This window comes from Streptomyces sp. NPDC089799 (assembly GCF_040684755.1).
GTDB lineage: Bacteria > Actinomycetota > Actinomycetes > Streptomycetales > Streptomycetaceae > Streptomyces.
The window spans coordinates 102,274-118,369 of sequence record NZ_JBFBGR010000015.1 but is presented as its reverse complement, the minus strand read 5'-3'; the positions used below and the strand labels follow the sequence as shown (position 1 = coordinate 118,369).

15 protein-coding genes are annotated in these 16,096 nt (G+C 73.6%); 8 read left to right on the top strand and 7 right to left on the bottom strand.

The genetic code is table 11. The features are described from left to right. Positions 1 to 544: 544 nt before the first annotated feature. On the bottom strand, positions 545 to 943 hold the full coding sequence (locus AB0O36_RS18770) for a DUF6325 family protein (protein ID WP_365111295.1): 399 nt from the start codon (positions 941 to 943) through the stop codon (positions 545 to 547). A 99-nt stretch (positions 944 to 1,042) separates the two neighbouring features. Between AB0O36_RS18770 and AB0O36_RS18765 the strand changes: the two genes are divergently transcribed. Both AB0O36_RS18765 and AB0O36_RS18760 read left to right on the top strand, forming a co-directional pair. Further along, a complete protein-coding gene (locus AB0O36_RS18765) occupies positions 1,043 to 2,449 on the top strand; it encodes an FtsW/RodA/SpoVE family cell cycle protein (RefSeq protein WP_365111292.1) in 1,407 nt (468 codons plus the stop codon). Then, the gene (locus AB0O36_RS18760) at positions 2,446 to 4,017 is read left to right on the top strand and encodes a penicillin-binding transpeptidase domain-containing protein (protein ID WP_365111290.1); all 1,572 of its coding nucleotides are present in this window, start codon (positions 2,446 to 2,448) and stop codon (positions 4,015 to 4,017) included. Before AB0O36_RS18765 ends, AB0O36_RS18760 begins: the two co-directional genes overlap by 4 nt. Positions 4,018 to 4,123: 106 nt before the next feature. On the opposite strand, the gene AB0O36_RS18755 is transcribed toward AB0O36_RS18760, so the two are convergent. After that, entirely contained in the window at positions 4,124 to 5,230 is a 1,107-nt protein-coding gene (locus AB0O36_RS18755; RefSeq protein WP_365111287.1) for a ferritin-like domain-containing protein, read from the bottom strand. Between the two features lie 274 nt (positions 5,231 to 5,504). Between AB0O36_RS18755 and AB0O36_RS18750 the strand changes: the two genes are divergently transcribed. The 3 genes from AB0O36_RS18750 (at position 5,505) to AB0O36_RS18740 (ending at position 7,736) form a co-directional block, all read left to right on the top strand. Continuing rightward, on the top strand, positions 5,505 to 6,479 hold the full coding sequence (locus tag AB0O36_RS18750) for a diiron oxygenase (RefSeq protein WP_365111285.1): 975 nt from the start codon (positions 5,505 to 5,507) through the stop codon (positions 6,477 to 6,479). 75 nt (positions 6,480 to 6,554) lie between these two features. Next, complete coding sequence (locus tag AB0O36_RS18745) at positions 6,555 to 7,445, top strand: TetR/AcrR family transcriptional regulator (protein WP_365111282.1); 891 nt, start codon at positions 6,555 to 6,557, stop codon at positions 7,443 to 7,445. Positions 7,446 to 7,469: 24 nt separating this feature from the next. Further along, positions 7,470 to 7,736: a hypothetical protein gene (locus AB0O36_RS18740; protein WP_365111279.1), complete on the top strand. Its 267-nt coding sequence runs from the start codon at positions 7,470 to 7,472 to the stop codon at positions 7,734 to 7,736. Positions 7,737 to 7,912: 176 nt separating this feature from the next. On the opposite strand, the gene AB0O36_RS18735 is transcribed toward AB0O36_RS18740, so the two are convergent. The 3 genes from AB0O36_RS18735 to AB0O36_RS18725 form a co-directional block, all read right to left on the bottom strand. Beyond that, a complete protein-coding gene (locus tag AB0O36_RS18735; RefSeq protein WP_365111277.1) occupies positions 7,913 to 9,331 on the bottom strand; it encodes a sensor histidine kinase in 1,419 nt (472 codons plus the stop codon). After that, a complete protein-coding gene (locus tag AB0O36_RS18730) occupies positions 9,328 to 10,179 on the bottom strand; it encodes a hypothetical protein (protein ID WP_365111274.1) in 852 nt (283 codons plus the stop codon). Before AB0O36_RS18730 ends, AB0O36_RS18735 begins: the two co-directional genes overlap by 4 nt. Positions 10,180 to 10,458: 279 nt before the next feature. After that, positions 10,459 to 10,884, bottom strand: coding sequence for a hypothetical protein (locus AB0O36_RS18725; protein WP_365111271.1), 426 nt, complete (start codon positions 10,882 to 10,884; stop codon positions 10,459 to 10,461). Between the two features lie 323 nt (positions 10,885 to 11,207). Between AB0O36_RS18725 and AB0O36_RS18720 the strand changes: the two genes are divergently transcribed. Then, the gene (locus AB0O36_RS18720) at positions 11,208 to 12,053 is read left to right on the top strand and encodes a nuclease-related domain-containing protein (protein ID WP_365111268.1); all 846 of its coding nucleotides are present in this window, start codon (positions 11,208 to 11,210) and stop codon (positions 12,051 to 12,053) included. A gap of 477 nt (positions 12,054 to 12,530) precedes the next feature. Here AB0O36_RS18720 and AB0O36_RS18715 read toward each other — a convergent pair whose 3' ends face one another. Next, positions 12,531 to 13,712, bottom strand: a complete 1,182-nt coding sequence (locus tag AB0O36_RS18715) for a Ku protein (RefSeq protein ID WP_365111265.1) — start codon at positions 13,710 to 13,712, stop codon at positions 12,531 to 12,533. Positions 13,713 to 13,743: 31 nt separating this feature from the next. On the opposite strand from AB0O36_RS18715, the gene ligD reads away from it, so the two are divergent. Together ligD and AB0O36_RS18705 are read left to right on the top strand one after the other, a co-directional pair. Next, complete coding sequence (gene ligD, locus AB0O36_RS18710) at positions 13,744 to 14,649, top strand: non-homologous end-joining DNA ligase (RefSeq protein ID WP_365111262.1); 906 nt, start codon at positions 13,744 to 13,746, stop codon at positions 14,647 to 14,649. Positions 14,650 to 14,655: 6 nt separating this feature from the next. Continuing rightward, entirely contained in the window at positions 14,656 to 15,546 is an 891-nt protein-coding gene (locus AB0O36_RS18705) for an ATP-dependent DNA ligase (RefSeq protein ID WP_365111259.1), read from the top strand. A 129-nt stretch (positions 15,547 to 15,675) separates the two neighbouring features. On the opposite strand, the gene AB0O36_RS18700 is transcribed toward AB0O36_RS18705, so the two are convergent. Continuing rightward, the gene (locus AB0O36_RS18700; protein WP_365111256.1) at positions 15,676 to 16,053 is read right to left on the bottom strand and encodes a DUF6479 family protein; all 378 of its coding nucleotides are present in this window, start codon (positions 16,051 to 16,053) and stop codon (positions 15,676 to 15,678) included. Positions 16,054 to 16,096 lie beyond the last annotated feature (43 nt).

Sequence of the window (16,096 nt, the reverse complement as noted above, 5' to 3'; positions counted from 1 at the left end):
GGGGCGCGGGGAACTGCGCGACCAGCCCCCACCGGCCCGCAGGTGAAGCACGGGGATCCGGGGCGGAGCCCGGTTTCGGGATGGGGGTCCCCCGGACGGAGTCCGGGGGAGGGCGGGGAGGGGCAACGGCGCCGCGCAGCGGACCTCCGAGTCCGCTACGGCTTCAACAAGCGCGACTTCGCCAAGCCGAACTCCTCCGGAGTGAGAAGCCCTTCCCGCGCCAGCTCCGCCAAGCGGTGAAGCTGGTCGGTCAGATCATGCTGACCGGGCACAGGGCCCGCGCCCGCGCCCGCTCCGGCAGGCTCCGGTGAGGCGGGGGCGGGGGCGGGGGCGGCCTCAACCTCGGCCTCGGCCTCTGCATCGGCAGCAGCCCAAGCCAGAGGTGGCACCGCAGGCCCCGCCCCAGCCCCCGCACCGACCGCCGAAGGCACCACCGCCCCGCCGTCCCACACATACGCCCCCCGGGCCAGCAGCCCCCGCAGCAACGGCCGCCCGGGCTCCCGCTCCGCCGGATGCACCACCGCACCCACGGGCCGGATGAACATCAGGACACCCCCAGCTCGGCCAGCCGTTCCACCGGCACCCGGACCGAGCCCGCGATCCGCCCGCCCGCCGCCCGCACCGCGACCGCCGCGTCCGCGGCCCACACGTGCTCCACGAGCAGCAGCAGCGCACAGCTGCCCCGCTGCAGCAGGTCCGCCGCCTCCCGTACGTCCTCCGGCCCGATCAGCCGGGCCACCTCACGCCCCGCCAGCAGCCCGTGCAGTTCGACGAACTCGTCGAACTCCGCCGCCAGCACCTCCCCGGACGCCGTCCTCGTCGCGACCAGTCCGTCGATCAGCCGGACGTTCCCGGTCTTGCGCAGCCCCAGCACCGCCTCCACCGCGGGCACCCGGAGCTGCTCCTCGGGAAACGCGAGCACAAGGAACTCAACAGGCCCCATGACCACCACCACGCAGAAGGTTGCAGAAGGTTTCGGTGACTCTTCGGCACACTATGACATAGCCGGACATAAGCTCAGACCGCTTGCTACGTTTCCCATATGACCGCATTGACGGCAAAGGTGGCGGACCCGGCCGACCCGGACGGCCCCCCACCGCTCCCCGGGGGACCCCCCGCCAAGCGCCGCGGCGTCGAGCTGGCGCTGCTCGCCGGTGCCGTCGGCATCTCCGTCCTCGGCCACCTCCACGTCGGCTTGGCCACCCTCGGCCACCTCCCGCCCCAGGCCTCCCGCTACGCCGCCGGCCTCGCCCTCGCCGCCCTCCTGGCCCACCTCGCGGTCCGTTTCGCCGCCCCCTACGCCGACCCGGTCCTGCTCCCGATCGCCGTCCTGCTCAACGGCCTCGGCCTCGTCCTCATCCAGCGCCTGGACCTCACCACCCCCACCCGCCCCGGAGACGCCGGCGACCAGCTCCTCTGGTCCGCGCTCGGGGTGGGCCTCTTCGTCCTCGTCCTGGCCCTGCTCCGGGACCACCGGGTGCTCCAGCGCTACACCTACCTCGCCGTCGCCACCGCCCTGGTGCTGATGCTGGTCCCGGTCTTCTTCCCGCCCGTCAACGGCGCCCACATCTGGATCCGGTTCGCCGGACTCTCCTTCCAGCCCGGCGAGTTCGCCAAGATCCTGCTCGCCGTCTTCTTCGCCGCGTACCTCGCGGCGAACCGCACCGCCCTCGCCCTCACGGGCCGCCGCATCTGGCTGTTCCGCCTGCTCCCGATGCGCGTCCTCGGCCCGATCCTCGCCATCTGGCTGCTCAGCGTCGGCCTGCTGGTCCTGGAACGGGACCTCGGCACCTCGCTGCTCTTCTTCGGTCTCTTCGTGATCATGCTGTTCACGGCCACCGGCCGGCTCGGCTGGATCGCCGTGGGCCTGGCGCTGGCCGCGCTCGGGGCGTACGCCGTGGGCACCTTCGAGCCGCACGTCCACGGCCGGGTCGAGGACTGGCGCGACCCGTTCGCCTCCATCGAGCGCGGCGAGGGCCCCGGCCAGCTCGCCCAGTCCCTGTTCGCGTTCGGTGCGGGCGGACTCCTCGGCGCCGGACTCGGCCGGGGCGAGTCCTTCCTCATCGGCTTCGCGGCGAAGTCCGACTTCATCCTCGCCACCGTCGGCGAGGAGCTCGGCCTGACCGGTCTCGTCGCCCTGCTCCTCCTCTACGGGCTGCTCGTCGCCCGCGGCTTCGAGGCCGGGCTGGCGCTCCGCGACCCCTTCGGCCGGCTCCTCGCCACCGGCCTGGCCTCGATCATCGCCCTCCAGGTCTTCGTGATCGCCGGGGGAGTGACCGGCCTGATCCCGCTCACCGGCATGGCCATGCCCTTCCTCGCGCAGGGCGGCTCCTCGGTGGTCACCAACTGGATCATCGTCGCGCTCCTGGTCCGCCTCAGCGACTGCGCCCGCAGACCCCGCCCCGCCGGCGACCGGGACGGCCCCGGCGGGAACGGAGCCGCCGCATGATCCGCTACATCCGCTGGTGCGCGTACTTCTGTGCCCTGCTGCTCGTCGCCCTGCTGGTCAACGCCGCCCGGGTGCAGCTGGCCGACGCCGGCGCCCTGTCCGCGAACCCCGCCAACAAGCGGAACGCCATCACCCGTTACGCCCAGCCGCGCGGCGCCATCCTGGTCGACGGCCGGCCGGTCACCGGCAACCGCGACAGCGGCCAACTGCTGCGCTGGGAAAGGACCTACACCGACGGCCCGCTCTACGCGCCGGTCACCGGCTTCTCCTCGCAGACCTACGGCACCAGCCTCCTGGAGCGGGCCGAGGACCGGATCCTCGCCGGCACCGACCCGGGCCTCGCCTTCCTGCCGCTCTGGCACGACCTCACCCGCAGCCGCCCGGACGGCGGCCACGCCGTCACCACCGTCAGGGCCCGGATGCAGCGGGCCGCGTACGCCGGCCTGGCGGGCAAGCGGGGCGCGGTGGTGGCGCTGGAACCCGCCACCGGGCGCATCCTGGCCCTGGTCAGCAGCCCCTCGTACGACCCGGGCGTGCTCTCCGGCACCGGCCCGCGGGTCAAGGAGGCGTGGGCCCGGCTGAACGGGGACCCGACCCGGCCGATGCTCAACCGCGCCCTGCGGGAGACGTACCCGCCGGGCTCCACCTTCAAGATCGTGACGGCCGCGGCGGCGCTGGACGCGGGCGTGGTCACGGACGTGGACGCGCCGACCGACACCCCGGACCCCTACCCGCTGCCGGGCACGCACACCCTGCTGCCGAACGCCTCGAAGGGCTGCGAGGACGCGTCCATGGCGGAGGCGGTGCGCTGGTCCTGCAACACGGTCATGGCGAAGATCGGCGTACGGGTCGGACTGCGCGGGATGGTGGACGCGGCGCGGCGCTTCGGCTTCAACGACGGCGGGCTGCGGGTCCCGGCCTGGGTCTCGCGGTCGGACTTCGACACCGACATGAGCCGGGACCAGCTGGCGCTGTCCGCCATCGGCCAGTTCAACACCAAGGCGACACCGCTGCAGATGGCGATGGTCGCGGCGGCCGTGGCCAACGGCGGGGAGCTCAAGAGCCCGTACCTGCTGGAGGCCGCCACCCAGGCCGACGGCGACCAGGTCCGGCGGACCGTCCAGCGGAGCCTGGGACGGGCGATGAGCCCGGCGACGGCGGTGCGGATGCAGCAGCTGATGGTGGGCGTGGTGGAGGACGGCACCGGGCGCAACGCGGCGATCCCGGGCGCGCTGGTGGGCGGCAAGACGGGCACGGCACAGCACGGCGTCGGCAACGCGGGAACCCCGTACGCGTGGTTCATCGCCTGGGCGAAGGGGCACCGGTCCGCGGTGCCCGAGGTCGCGGTGGCGGTGGTCGTCGAGGACGCGGCGGCCGACCGCCGCGACATCAGCGGCAACAGCGCGGCGGCCCCGATCGCCCGCGCGGTGATGGAGGCGGCCCTGCCCGCCGCCCGCCCGCCGGCACCGGCCCCCGGGCGCAGGCCGGGACCGGCGCCGACCCCGATCCCGATCCCGGACCTGGAGCCGCCCCCGGCCGGCATCGGCCGTGAGGGCCGGTTGCCGTAGCCGGCCGCTGACCGCTGACCGCCGACCACCGGCCGCCGATCACAGGTCGCTGACCCCTGACCGCTGACCGCCGATCGCTGATGTCGACCACCGTCCGCCGGGGCCGCTACCCCTCTCCGCCCTCCCTGATCGCGGCGGAGACCTCGGCCACCCGGGCCGCTTCCTCCGCGGCGAAGCGTTCCCGGTCCAGGGCCTCGGCCAGTTCCTCGTCCTGGCGCATCAGCAGGTCGAGGTTGGAATCCCCCATGTCGAAGACGCCCATGTCGACGTAGGCCCGCTGCAGCCGCTCGCCCCACAGGCCGATGTCCTTCACGCACGGCACGATGCGGCTGAAGAGCAGTTTGCGGAACAGGTGGAGGAACTCCGAGCGTTCGGTGAGCTCCTCCGCCTCCCGCCGCGGAATGCCGAAGTTCTCCAGGACCTCCACCCCGCGCAGCCGGTCGCGCATCAGGTAACAGCCCTCGATCACGAACTCCTCGCGCTCGCGCAGCTCCGCGTCCGACAGCTCCCTGTAGTAGTCGCGCAGCGCCATCCGCCCGAAGGCCACGTGCCGCGCCTCGTCCTGCATGACGTACGCGAGGATCTGCTTGGGCAGCGGCTTGTCCGTCGTGTCGCGGATCATCCCGAACGCGGCCAGCGCCAGCCCCTCGATCAGCACCTGCATGCCCAGGTAGGGCATGTCCCAGCGGGAGTCGCGCAGGGTGTCGCCGAGCAGCCCCTGGAGGTTGTCGTTGATCGGGTAGAGCATGCCGATCTTCTCGTGCAGGAAGCGGGCGTAGATCTCGGCGTGCCGGGCCTCGTCCATGGTCTGGGTGGCCGAGTAGAACTTCGCGTCCAGGTCCGGGACGGACTCCACGATCCGTGCGGCGCACACCATCGCGCCCTGTTCGCCGTGCAGGAACTGGCTGAACTGCCAGGCCGTGTAGTGCCGGCGCAGATCGCCCTTGTCCTTGTCGGTCATCTTCGCCCAGTGCCGGGTCCCGTGCAGGGTCAGGGCCTCGTCCGGGGTGCCGAGCGGGTCGTAGGGGTCGACCTCCAGGTCCCAGTCGATGCGCCTGACGCCGTCCCACTGCTTGTCCTTGCCCTTCTGGTAGAGGGCCAGGAGGCGTTCGCGGCCCCCGTCGTACTCCCAGCTGAAACGGGCCGCGCCCGTGGCCGGGACCGGCCAGACGCCCTCGCCCGGGTCCTTGGTGTAGAGCTCGTTCGTCGACACTGGCGGCCCTCCCCCTCCTCGGCTCCGCGGCGGCTCCGGGAGCCGTGCGGAACGGGACAGTTGGCGGTGCACGTGTTGCATACGCGAGCGTTTGCTCGTGAGTGCAGTGCAGCACGTTGGTAGACGCGGGGTCAACAAGTCGTGCGCGAGGGATTGACGGTCTTGCTGACAGGGAGTCTTATAACGGGTGACGTTGACAGTGTCCGCCGGTAACGCCCTCCAGCGCCTTCGCCGGTAACCCCCCAGCCCACTCCCACACACGAGGGGTCGACCCATGACCACCGCGCACCGGACGGCCGACGAGCACGCATCCGACCTCGGCCCGGCGGCCGCCGACATCACCCTCCTGAGGGATGCGCTCGGCGCGCTCAAGGACCGCGAACAGGTCGCCGAGCGACTGCTCGAATCCTCGGCCAAGCACTCCTTCGACCCGGACCGCGAACTCGACTGGGACGCACCGCCCGTCGACGGCAAATGGTTCTGGCCACCGGAGCTCGTCTCCCTCTACGACACCCCTCTGTGGAAGCGGATGTCCGAGGAGCAGCGCATGGACCTCGCCCGCCACGAGGCCGCGGCCCTCGCCTCCCTCGGCATCTGGTTCGAGATCATCCTCATGCAGCTGCTGGTCCGGCACATCTACGACAAGTCCCTGACCAGCAATCACGTCCGGTACGCCCTCACCGAGATAGCCGACGAGTGCCGGCACTCGATGATGTTCGCCCGCATGATCCAGAAGGGCGGCGCCCCCGCCTACCCCGTCTCCCGCCTCAACCACAACCTGGCCCGCATCCTCAAGACCATCTCCACCACCCCCGGCTCCTTCGCCTGCACCCTGCTCGGCGAGGAGATCCTCGACTGGATGCAGCGCCTGACCTTCCCGGACGAGCGGATCCAGCCCCTGGTCCGCGGGGTCACCCGGATCCACGTCATCGAGGAGGCCCGGCACGTCCGGTACGCGCGCGAGGAACTGCGCCGCCAGATGGTCACCGCGCCGCGCTGGGAGCAGGAACTCACCCGCATCAGCTGCGGCGAGGCCGCCCGGGTCTTCTCCCTCGCCTTCGTGAACCCGGCGGTGTACGACAACGTGGGCCTGGACCGGCGCGAGGCCGTCGCCCAGGTCAGGGCGAGCGGGCACCGCCGCGAGGTGATGCAGACGGGCGCGAAGCGCCTCACCGACTTCCTGGACGACATCGGCGTCCTGCGGGGCGTGGGCCGCAGGCTGTGGAAGAGCTCGGGCCTGCTGGCCTGAACCCGGGCGAAAGGATGAGGTGGGAAGCCTTCCTTCCCACCCGCCAGGCCGTCCCGGGGGCGTTACGCTGCGGGCATGACGCCCACCTCCAAGGCCGCCCCGGTGGCCACGGCTCCGGCCACGGCTCCGGTTCCGGCGCAGGCACAGGCGGCCGAGTCTTCCTCGTCGGCGTCGGCGTCGGCGTCGGCGTCGGCGTCGGCGTCGGCGTCGGCTTCGGCTTCGGCGTCGGCTTCGGCCCCGGCTGTCGCCCCGGCGGCGCCGCGCGCGTACCGCCGCCTCAGCGTCGAGGAGCGCCGGCGGCAGCTGCTCACCACGGCGCTCTCCCTCTTCGCGCAGCACGCGCCGGAGGACGTCTCCCTGGACGGCGTGGCGGAGGCGGCGGGCGTCTCCCGGCCGCTGGTCTACCGCTACTTCCCCGGCGGCAAACAGCAGTTGTACGAGGCCGCCCTCCGCTCGGCGGCGGAGGAACTGGACCTCTGCTTCGCCGAACCCCAGGCCGGCCCGCTGACCCGGCGGCTGTCCCGGGCCCTCGACCGCTACCTGGCCTTCGTCGACGAACACGACACCGGCTTCAGCGCCCTGCTCAAGGGCGGCAGCGTGGTGGAGACCTCCCGGACCACGGCGACCGTGGACGGGATCCGGCGGGCCGCGGCCCGGCAGATCCTCGTGCACATGGCCGTGCCCGACCCCGGACCGCGGCTGAGGATGATGGTGCGCACGTGGATCACGGCGGTCGAGGCGGCCTCGCTGATCTGGATCGACGAGGGCAAGCAGCCGGGGGTCGAGGAGCTCCGCGACTGGCTGGTCGACCAGTTCATCGCCCTCCTCACGGCGACCGCCGCGACGGACCCCCAGACGGCGGCGGCGGCTCGCGCGGCGCTGGCCCTGGAGTCGCCCGACGGCCCGGCGGGCGTCCTGGCCCGACGCGTGATCCCGGTGCTCGCGGAGGCGGCGCACCTGCTGTGACCGGAAGGCTGTGAAACTGGTCGGGTGAAGAGCGAACGCACCCGCTTCGAGGGCGGCCCGATGGACGGCCGGGTCCTGCCGATCATCCTCGGCCCCACCGGCCACCCGCCGAAGTGGTACGAGATCCCGGTCCCGGACCCGGCAGGCGGCCCCCCGACCGTACTCCTCTACAAACGGGTCCCGGCCGGCTACTCGAAGCGCCTGCACCTCCAGCAGGGCTGGAAGTACGCATACGACCCGACGGGCACCAAACCGAAGCTCCGCTGGCCCTGGACGAAACCGAACCCCTAGAGGCCGGCTTCGGCTGCACTTCCGGCCCCGCCGGCGTTTGAGGCGCGGGGCAGCGCCCCGCCCGCCCGGCGCGGCGTGCCCCGTGCGGGTCACCCGCGCGGTCCCGCCGGGCCGGCCGGGGTGCCAGGGCCCGGCACACCAAGGGCCCTGGGCGAAAAGCCAAGCCGGCCCCGCCGCTACCCCGGCCCGCCGGGCCCGCGCCCGGTCTCGGCCCGCCCCGAGCCGGCCGACTCCGCCGGTCCCTCCGGCCCCACCGGCTCCGCAGGAACCGGCAGCGTCAGCTCCGCCACCGCCCCGCCCCCCTCCGCATTGCGGAACACGAGCCGCGCCCCCAGCACCGCCGCCTGCCCCACGGCGATCGTCAGCCCCAGCCCCGTCCCGGTCCCGGCACCCGTGCCGCCGACACCGCCGGCCCCGCCGGCAGCGCCGACCCCGCCCGCTCCACCCGCCCCGCCGGCAGCGCCGGCCCTCGGCTCCGTGCGAAACCTCTGCGGACCCTCCCTCACCAGGTACTCCGGATACCCCGCCCCGTGGTCCCGCACGGTCACCACCGGCTGCCCGCCCTCCGACACGTCCACGGTCAGCACCACCGGCCCCGCCCCGTGCTTGTGCGCGTTCGCCACCAGATTGCCCAGCACCCGCTCCAGCCGCCGCCGGTCCGTCTCCACGTACACGTCCCGCACGACCACGACCTCCGTGGCCGTCCCGGAGGCCCGCACCACCCGTTCCGCCAGCCGCCCCAGCCGTTGCAGCTCCGCTTCCACGCGCTCGCTGCCCGCGTCCAGCCGGGAGATCTCCAGCAGGTCCTCGGTGAGCTGCCGCATGGTCCGTACCCGTTCCTGCACCATCTGCGTGGGCCGGCCCTCGGGCAGCAGCTCGGAGGCGGCCTGCAGGCCGGTCAGCGGGGTGCGCAGCTCGTGCGCCACGTCCGCCGTGAACCGCTGCTCCCGTACCAGCTTCGCCTGCAGTGTCGAGGCCATGGTGTCGAGTGCTCCGGCAACGGTCGCCACCTCGTCCTGCCGCCGCGCCGGACCCTTCGTACGGGGGTCCCCGACACGGGCGTCCAGGTCGCCCTGGGTGATCCGGCGCGCGACGGCGGCGGTCATGTGGAGCCGCCGCGTGACCCGGGTGACCGCGAACGCCCCGAGGAGCAGTGTCCCGCCGATCGCCAGGACGGACGACCCGATGATCGCGTTGTCCAGGCCGCTGATCGTGCTCGCGCTCTGGGTGTAGTCCACGGCCGTGGCCAGCGCTTTTCCGTCGGCGGGCGCCGCCGCCCACATCGCGGCACGGCCGCCGTGGTCGCCGACCATCGTGCCGCGCTGTCCCGACAGCGCGAGCGCGCGGAGGGAGGGCGGCAGCCCGGGCGGGTCGATGCCGGAGTCGGGCGGGAGGGCCTCGCCCTCCTCGTAGAGCAGCGATGCCTCGGCGAGCCGCCCGAGGGCCTTCTCGCGGGCGGTCTCGACGGTCTGCCGGGTGACCTCCACGTGCACGAGCGCGCCGAGCACGGCGGCGAGCGCGCAGCACATGACCACGATGAAGCACGCCGTCTTGAAGGTCAGCGTCGCGGTCCAGGCGGGGAGACGGGGCCTCATGATGCGGCTGGGGCGGGGGCGACGGGGGCGGAGGTGACCGGGCCGGAGGCAGCCGGGGCGGGGACGGTGGCCCGTGCTCCCGACGCCGGCGTGGGGGACACCCGGGTGACCTGCTCCCGCGTCGGCAGCATCGCCCGCTGGTTCGCGTCGTACGACCACGCCGTGGCGAGCTCGTAGCCGGGATTTCCGCTCGGCGAGCGGACGATGATGTCCCGCTCGGTCAGCTCCACGCTGATGGCCGGCTCGGTGGTGGCCATGATCCGGTTGAGCCGCCCGTCGGGGTCGGCGGTGTAGACCCGTACGGCGAGCTCGTGTTCCGGGCCGGGGAACTCGATCCCCACGATCAGCTCGTCCTTGCCGTTGTCGGTGAGGTCCCGGTAGTACGGCGTGAGGACGGGGCACCCGGGGGCGTCCCGGCCCGCCCCCCTGCTCTCGCCGGCCTGGCCCGGCTCACAGGCGCGGATCGCGTCGGCGGTCTCGGCGGGCATGCCGTCCGGGCCGACGACCTGGTCGCCGTGCGCCTTGAGCTCGGCCTTGACCAGCGCCACCGGGTCCACGCCGTGCACGTTCTGGTCGGCGACGGGCGGCAGGCCGGTCACGTACTGGGGCGGCTCCCCGCCCGGCGCCGCGGGCGGTACGGACGCCCCCTGGCGGTGGGGCCACAAGTGGACCGGCCCGCTCGCAGTGGGCGTCGGCCCCGCTCCGGCCAGCCCGCCGGTGTCGGCACCACAACCGGTCAAGGCGAACAGACCGGCCGCACCGAGCAGGCCGAGCAGACCGATCGAGCGGGGAAGGGGAAGGGGAAGCGGACGGAAGAGGCGGGGCAGCGGGAGGAGAGAAAAGGACAAGGGCAGGGCGAAGCGGACACGGCTCGTACGGGGCGGCTTCACGGACCTCCGTCCTCCAGTCCTCCTCGTAGGTGCTCCCGTCCCGCCCTCCTCGGAGGGGACGCTGTCTCCGCCCCACTTTATGTGCCGATAGGTGTGATTTGCTCCCCGGCTGTCGCGCGAGCTGTCGTACGGGCTGCCTTACGAGCTGCCGTACCAGCCACCCATCCAGCCACCCATCCAGCCACCCATCCAGCCACGCATCCGGCCATCGACCCGGCCATCGGCCCGGCCGTGGTCTCAGCCGTCGGTCCGTCCGCGCCGCAGCATCGCGAAGCCCAGCCCGGCCGCACCCACGGCGGCCATGCCGCCGCCCGCCGCGACCAGCAGCACGCCGTCACCCGCATCGTCCGCCAGAGTGTTCAGCCGCAGCGTCTCGGCCGGCCCGGGGCGGGGCACCCCGGGCCGGGTGGCGGTCTTCCGACCGCCCTCGATCCGCCCGGACCCGGACGGGGTGACGCGGGCCGCGTCGGCCGCGTCGGCCGCATCGGCGGCAACGGCGGCATCGGTCGCCTCGTCGGCGACCGGACTCTTCACGAGGGTCTGCGGCAGCGCGGCGGCGGGCGCGGTGTCGGCGAGGGCCGCGGCAACCGGCAGCGCCAGGACACTCCCGGCGCATGCGGCAACGGCGGCGGCGCGGACGAGGGTGCGGCGGACGGTGTTCACGGTTGCTTCCTCGGGGCTCGGGGCTCGGGGCTCGTGTCTCGGGTTTCGGGTGTCGGTACGGGCGGCAAGGAGCCAGAGGCCGGCCCCGCAAGGGGAACGTGCGGGGGTGCGAAGCCCCCACGAAGAACCTAGGCGGCGGTCGTACCGGCTCCGCCGCGGTTGTGTAACAACCGCTCGGCACTGTCTCCGCGAAGCGGTTACACAACTGCCGGGAAACGTCCCCGGTCCGCCCCGAAGGCCGCCGAAACCGACTCCCGGGAGCCCGTCCGGGGGATTGCCGAGCGCCCTCCGGCCTGCTCCCATGGACGGCGGGGGTGACGCCGATGGCGAAGGCGAAGGCAGCGACACCGTTGGGTCGGGGCAAGGGGCTGAGGGTCCTGCCGGGCGGCCAGCACGCGCGCGGACGGCTCTACGTCAACACGCCCGACGGGCGCAGCGTGGCCTGGTACGACCGGGAGACGAGCCGGGTCTGCGTGCTCTCGGAGGACCGGACCGAGGAAGTACTGGGGGCCCTGCGCCCCTACCTGACCGGCAGCGTCGCGGTCGGCCCGCCACCGGTGCCGTCCAGGGCCGATCTCGTACGCCTGGCCCTCCACCCGGACGACGACCTGGCCCCCAACCGGCCGGGCGAGGCGCTCCTCGGTGAACTGGAATACGGCGGAGCCGGCGCCACCGGCACCCGGGCCCGGCACCGGCTGCGCCAGGACCTCGTCGCACAGCAGCGGATGGGGGCGGAACTCGACGAGCTCGAGGGCGCGGGCTGGCGGGTGCTGCACGCCGTACCGCTGCCGGGTGCCGGGCGCATCGACCACCTGCTGATCGGACCGGCCGGTGTCTGGTGCGTCCGTACGGTGCCGGGCCGGCGCCAGCGCGCGAACGTGGGGGACCTGCTGGTCACCGTGGGGCGCGCAGAGCCGCGCCCGGACCCGCGCTGGGCCCGCCGCGCTGCCGAACGGGCGTGCCACGCCCTGACGGTGGCCGTCACCCCGGCCGTGGCGGTCGTGGACGCTGCCCGAGTGGACGTGGCCCCCACGCTCCGTGACGTCCGCGTCCTGCGCGAGGGCACCACCTCGGCCGCCCTGTCGAGACAGGGCGGCGTCCTGAAACCGACCGACATAGAAGCCCTGTACGCAACGGCCCGCGACCGCCAGACCTGGACGGACGTCTGACCGGACGGTTGGGGGGCGGGATACGGCCTTCCTGCCGTGGCCCGCTCCACCCCCCGAGCCCTGCCGGGCCCGGTCGGGGGTTACCCACTCGCCCCCCGGCACCGCGCCACCGAGCCGGACGACGCCGGCGGCCGGCACGGAAGGACAGTGAGGACTGACGGGCAGCCCCCGGGCACCTCCCTGATTCCGTCCAGGCGGAGCCCCGGCACACCAACACCCCCACCCGCCGACCGGTCCCGTCCCGACGGGAGTTCGGTTGGTGCCACGCCCGCCCCGGGCTTGGGCCCGGGCCAGGGCCGGCGGTCGGTCTGCCGCCGATGGCGCGCAACCACCCACAGGCGGCTCGGCATCCGTGATGCCTTGTACGGGTGGTGCGGGTGGCCCCCCGCGCGAAGCGCGGAAAAACGCACGGCGCGCCAGCCGCCAACGGCGCTCAGCCACCCCCCACCCCCCACCCCCCCAAGGAGGCGAGTGCCCTCAGGCAGACGTCCGCTTGCGCGGTGTCGCCTTCTTGGCCGCTGCCGCAGACTTTGTCGACCTTGTCGACTTCGCCGCGCTCGCCGAGCTCGCCGCACGCGACGTACTCGTCTTGCTCGTCGACTTCTTCGTACTCGCCCCAGAGGCCCCAGCGGCCCCCGCCGCCCCCGCGGACGACTTCGACTTCGTCGTCGTCGACTTCTTCCCGCCCACCGCCTTCGGCGCAGCCGGAGCCCGCTTGCGGGCGGAGGCTGCGCCGGACGCCTTGGCACCCGCGCCCGCACCGGCCCGCCCGCCCCCCGCAGGGGACCGCTTGCGGGCCAGTGGCGTGACCTCCGCCTCCCGGTCACCGGTGCCCCCGGCGCCACCCGCGCCCCCGGAGCCCCCCGCGTCCTCGCCGCGCGACGCCTTGGCCGCCCGTACGCTCTTCTCCAGTGCGGCCATCAGGTCGATGACCTGGCCGGGCGCAGCCTCCGCGCCCTCCTCCGGCAGCTCGCGTTCGATCGCCTCGCCCGACTTCGCCGCGAGCATCGCCTCCACCGCCTCGCGGTACTCGTCGTGCAGCGACGCGACCTCGACCTCGCCCAGTGTGGCCATCAGCGCGTCCGCCAGGTCGAGTTCGGCGTCGCGCACCGTCACCTTCGTGTCCGGCGCCACGCCCTCCGGGGCGCGGATCTCGTCCGGCCAGAGGAGGCCGTGCATCGCGATGACGTCATCGATGACGCGCAGCATGCCGAGCCGCTCCCGACCCCGCAGCGCGAACTTCGCGATGGCCACGCGTTCGCTGCGCTTGAGGGCCTCGCGCAGCAGGGTGTAGGGCTTGGCGGCCGACACGCCGTTCGCCGCCAGGTAGTACGCCGCGTCCATCTGGAGGGGGTCGATCTCCGTGGCCGGGACGAAGGAGACGATCTCGATCGTCTTCGCGGTCGGCAGCGGCAGCTGCGCCAGGTCCTCGTCGGTCACCGGGATGATCGCTCCGTCGGCCTCCTCGTAGCCCTTGCCGATCTCCGCCGTCTCGACCTCCTCGCCGTCGAGTTCGCAGACCTTGCGGTAGCGGATCCGGCCGCCGTCCTCCAGGTGGATCTGGCGGAAGGAGATGGAGTGGTTCTCGGTGGCGTTCACCAGCTTGATCGGGATGCTGACCAGGCCGAAGGAGATCGCACCGTTCCAGATGGATCGCACGGTTCCTCCTCTTTCATGGCAATCTCATCGTATGACGCCGATCACATCGGTGGAGGGGCGTCGCCTCGCGCTCAGCAATCTCGACAAGGTCATCTATCCGGAGACCGGCTACACCAAGGGCGAGGTGCTCCACTACTACGCCACGGTCGCGGACCCCCTGCTCGCCCACGTCCACGACCGGGCGGTCTCCTTCCTGCGCTATCCCGACGGGCCGGACGGCCAGTTGTTCTTCACCAAGAACCCGCCGCCCGGCACGCCCGCATGGGTGAAGACCGCTCCGGTGCCGCGCTCCGAGGACGAGCGGGCCGAACAGGTGGTGATCGCCGACCTGCCCACCCTGGTGTGGGCGGCGAACCTGGTGGTCGAGTTCCACGTCCACCAGTGGCCCGTGGGCAGCCCGGCCGTCGCCGACCGCCTGGTGCTCGACCTCGACCCCGGTGCGCCCGCGACGGTGGTGGAGTGCTGCGCCGCCGCCCTGTGGCTGCGCGACCGGCTGCGGGCGGACGGTCTGACGGTGTGCGCGAAGACCTCCGGTTCGAAGGGGCTGCACCTGGCCGCACCGCTGGAGCCGACCCCGTCCGAGGTGGTTTCGGCGTACGCCAAACGTCTGGCGCAGGAAGCGGAGGCCGAGCTGCCCGACCTGGTCGTCCACCGCATGGCCAAGTCCCTGCGCCCGGGCAAGGTCTTCGTCGACCACAGCCAGAACGCCGCCGCCAAGACCACCGCCGCGCCCTACACCCTGCGCGCCCGGGCCCTGCCGGCGGTCTCGGCACCGGTGTCGTGGGACGAGGTGGCGGGGTGCCGCGCGCCCGGCGACCTGGTGTTCCTCGCTGACGACATCGCGCCGCGGCTGGCCCGTGACGGCGATCTGTACGCCGCGCTCGTCGATCCCGGCCTTGCCCGGCCGCTGCCCGTGCCACCTCGGCCGGGGCGGTGAGCCGTCATGATCCGGGTCGCGCTGGCCGCCCCCGTACGGACCTTGCCGCACGGGCCCGGCCTGGCGTACGAACCCAAGTTCGACGGCCATCGGATGGTGATCTCCCGGACCGCGACGGACGTCGTCCTCCAGGCGCGGTCCGGGCGCATCGTCACCAGTGCGTTCCCCGACCTGGCGGGCGCGGCGCGGCAGTTGCCGCCCGAGACGGTGCTCGACGGCGAGGTCGTGGTCTGGCACGCCGGACGCACCGACTTCGCGCTGGTGCAGCGCCGGGCCGCCGCCACCCCGGCGTGGGCCGCGCTGCTCGCGCAGAGCCTCCCGGCCTCGTACGCGGCCTTCGACGTGCTCACCCTCGCCGGCCTGGACGTACGGGCCCGGCCCTACGAGCGGCGCCGGGCGCTGCTGGTCGACCTGCTGCTGCCGCTGGGGCCGCCGCTCCAGCCGGTGCCGATGACGACGGATCCGGAACTGGCGGCCACCTGGTACGAAACCCTGCCCGACAGCGGCATCGAGGGGCTGGTCATCAAGCGCCTGGACCAGCCCTACCCGGCGGGCAGGCGCGCCTGGCGGAAGCTCCGGCACACCGACACCCGTGACGCGGCGGTGATCGGTTACACCGGGACCGTGCGGCGCCCGGCCGCGCTGGTCCTCGTACTGCCGGGCGAGGACGACGAGGCGCCGATGGTGTCGAGCCCGCTGTCGCCGGCGGTGCGGGCGGAGGTGGCGGCGGCGCTGCGGGAGCGGGGGGCGGGGGCGCGGCCGGGCGGCACGGTCACCGCGATCGGACTGGGGGAGGTGCCGTTCCGGGTGCTCGACCCGCCGCTGGCGGTGGAGGTCCGGGCAGCGGCCAAGCGGCATCCGCCGCCGGAGGTGCTGCGGCTCCGGGAGGAGCTGTGAGGGGGTGGGCATCGGTGGGCGTGCGCGGACGTGCGGGGGCCCGCGCGCGGCGTGGCCGCCGCACGCGGGCCCTCCTGGTCCTCGGGGGATCGGTCTGCTGTCAGGGGTGGAGGTGTCAGGGGTGGGGGTCTACGCCGGCTTCACCGTTCCGCCGCCGCCCCCGGACCGCGGCTTGTGCTCCGGCCAGCGGCGGTGCAGGCCGGTGTACTCCGGCTGCCGTTCCTTCCGGGCCTCGTCCGGGTGGGTGGACGTGGTGGACCCGAAGTTTCCGTAGCCCTGCATCTCGTGCGGGCGGAGGCCGCCCGTGGGGATCTCGACCTGGTCCCGTTCCTCGCGGACCTCGTAGACCGCACCGCCCTCGGGCAGGTGCGGCTGGCTCTCAGCAGTCGGCGGCTCGGGCTCACGGTCCCGGACACGCCTGCCCAGCCAGAACATGAGCACGAGGAACCCGGCCACGGCTATGCCGACGACCAGGAACCACGCGGCGTTGCCTGTAGTGCTGTCCATAGCCCCCGTGTACCCGCCGGAAACCGGCCCATGCGTACGAAAG

Bases quoted from the DNA above. Each gene is read 5' to 3' on its own strand.
- AB0O36_RS18770 (WP_365111295.1), bottom strand. From the start codon at position 943: ATGGGGCCTGTTGAGTTCCTTGTGCTCGCGTTTCCCGAGGAGCAGCTC.
- AB0O36_RS18765 (WP_365111292.1), top strand. From the start codon at position 1,043: ATGACCGCATTGACGGCAAAGGTGGCGGACCCGGCCGACCCGGACGGC.
- AB0O36_RS18760 (WP_365111290.1), top strand. From the start codon at position 2,446: ATGATCCGCTACATCCGCTGGTGCGCGTACTTCTGTGCCCTGCTGCTC.
- AB0O36_RS18750 (WP_365111285.1), top strand. From the start codon at position 5,505: ATGACCACCGCGCACCGGACGGCCGACGAGCACGCATCCGACCTCGGC.
- AB0O36_RS18745 (WP_365111282.1), top strand. From the start codon at position 6,555: ATGACGCCCACCTCCAAGGCCGCCCCGGTGGCCACGGCTCCGGCCACG.
- AB0O36_RS18735 (WP_365111277.1), bottom strand. From the start codon at position 9,331: ATGAGGCCCCGTCTCCCCGCCTGGACCGCGACGCTGACCTTCAAGACG.
- AB0O36_RS18720 (WP_365111268.1), top strand. From the start codon at position 11,208: ATGGCGAAGGCGAAGGCAGCGACACCGTTGGGTCGGGGCAAGGGGCTG.
- ligD (WP_365111262.1), top strand. From the start codon at position 13,744: ATGACGCCGATCACATCGGTGGAGGGGCGTCGCCTCGCGCTCAGCAAT.
- AB0O36_RS18705 (WP_365111259.1), top strand. From the start codon at position 14,656: ATGATCCGGGTCGCGCTGGCCGCCCCCGTACGGACCTTGCCGCACGGG.
- AB0O36_RS18700 (WP_365111256.1), bottom strand. From the start codon at position 16,053: ATGGACAGCACTACAGGCAACGCCGCGTGGTTCCTGGTCGTCGGCATA.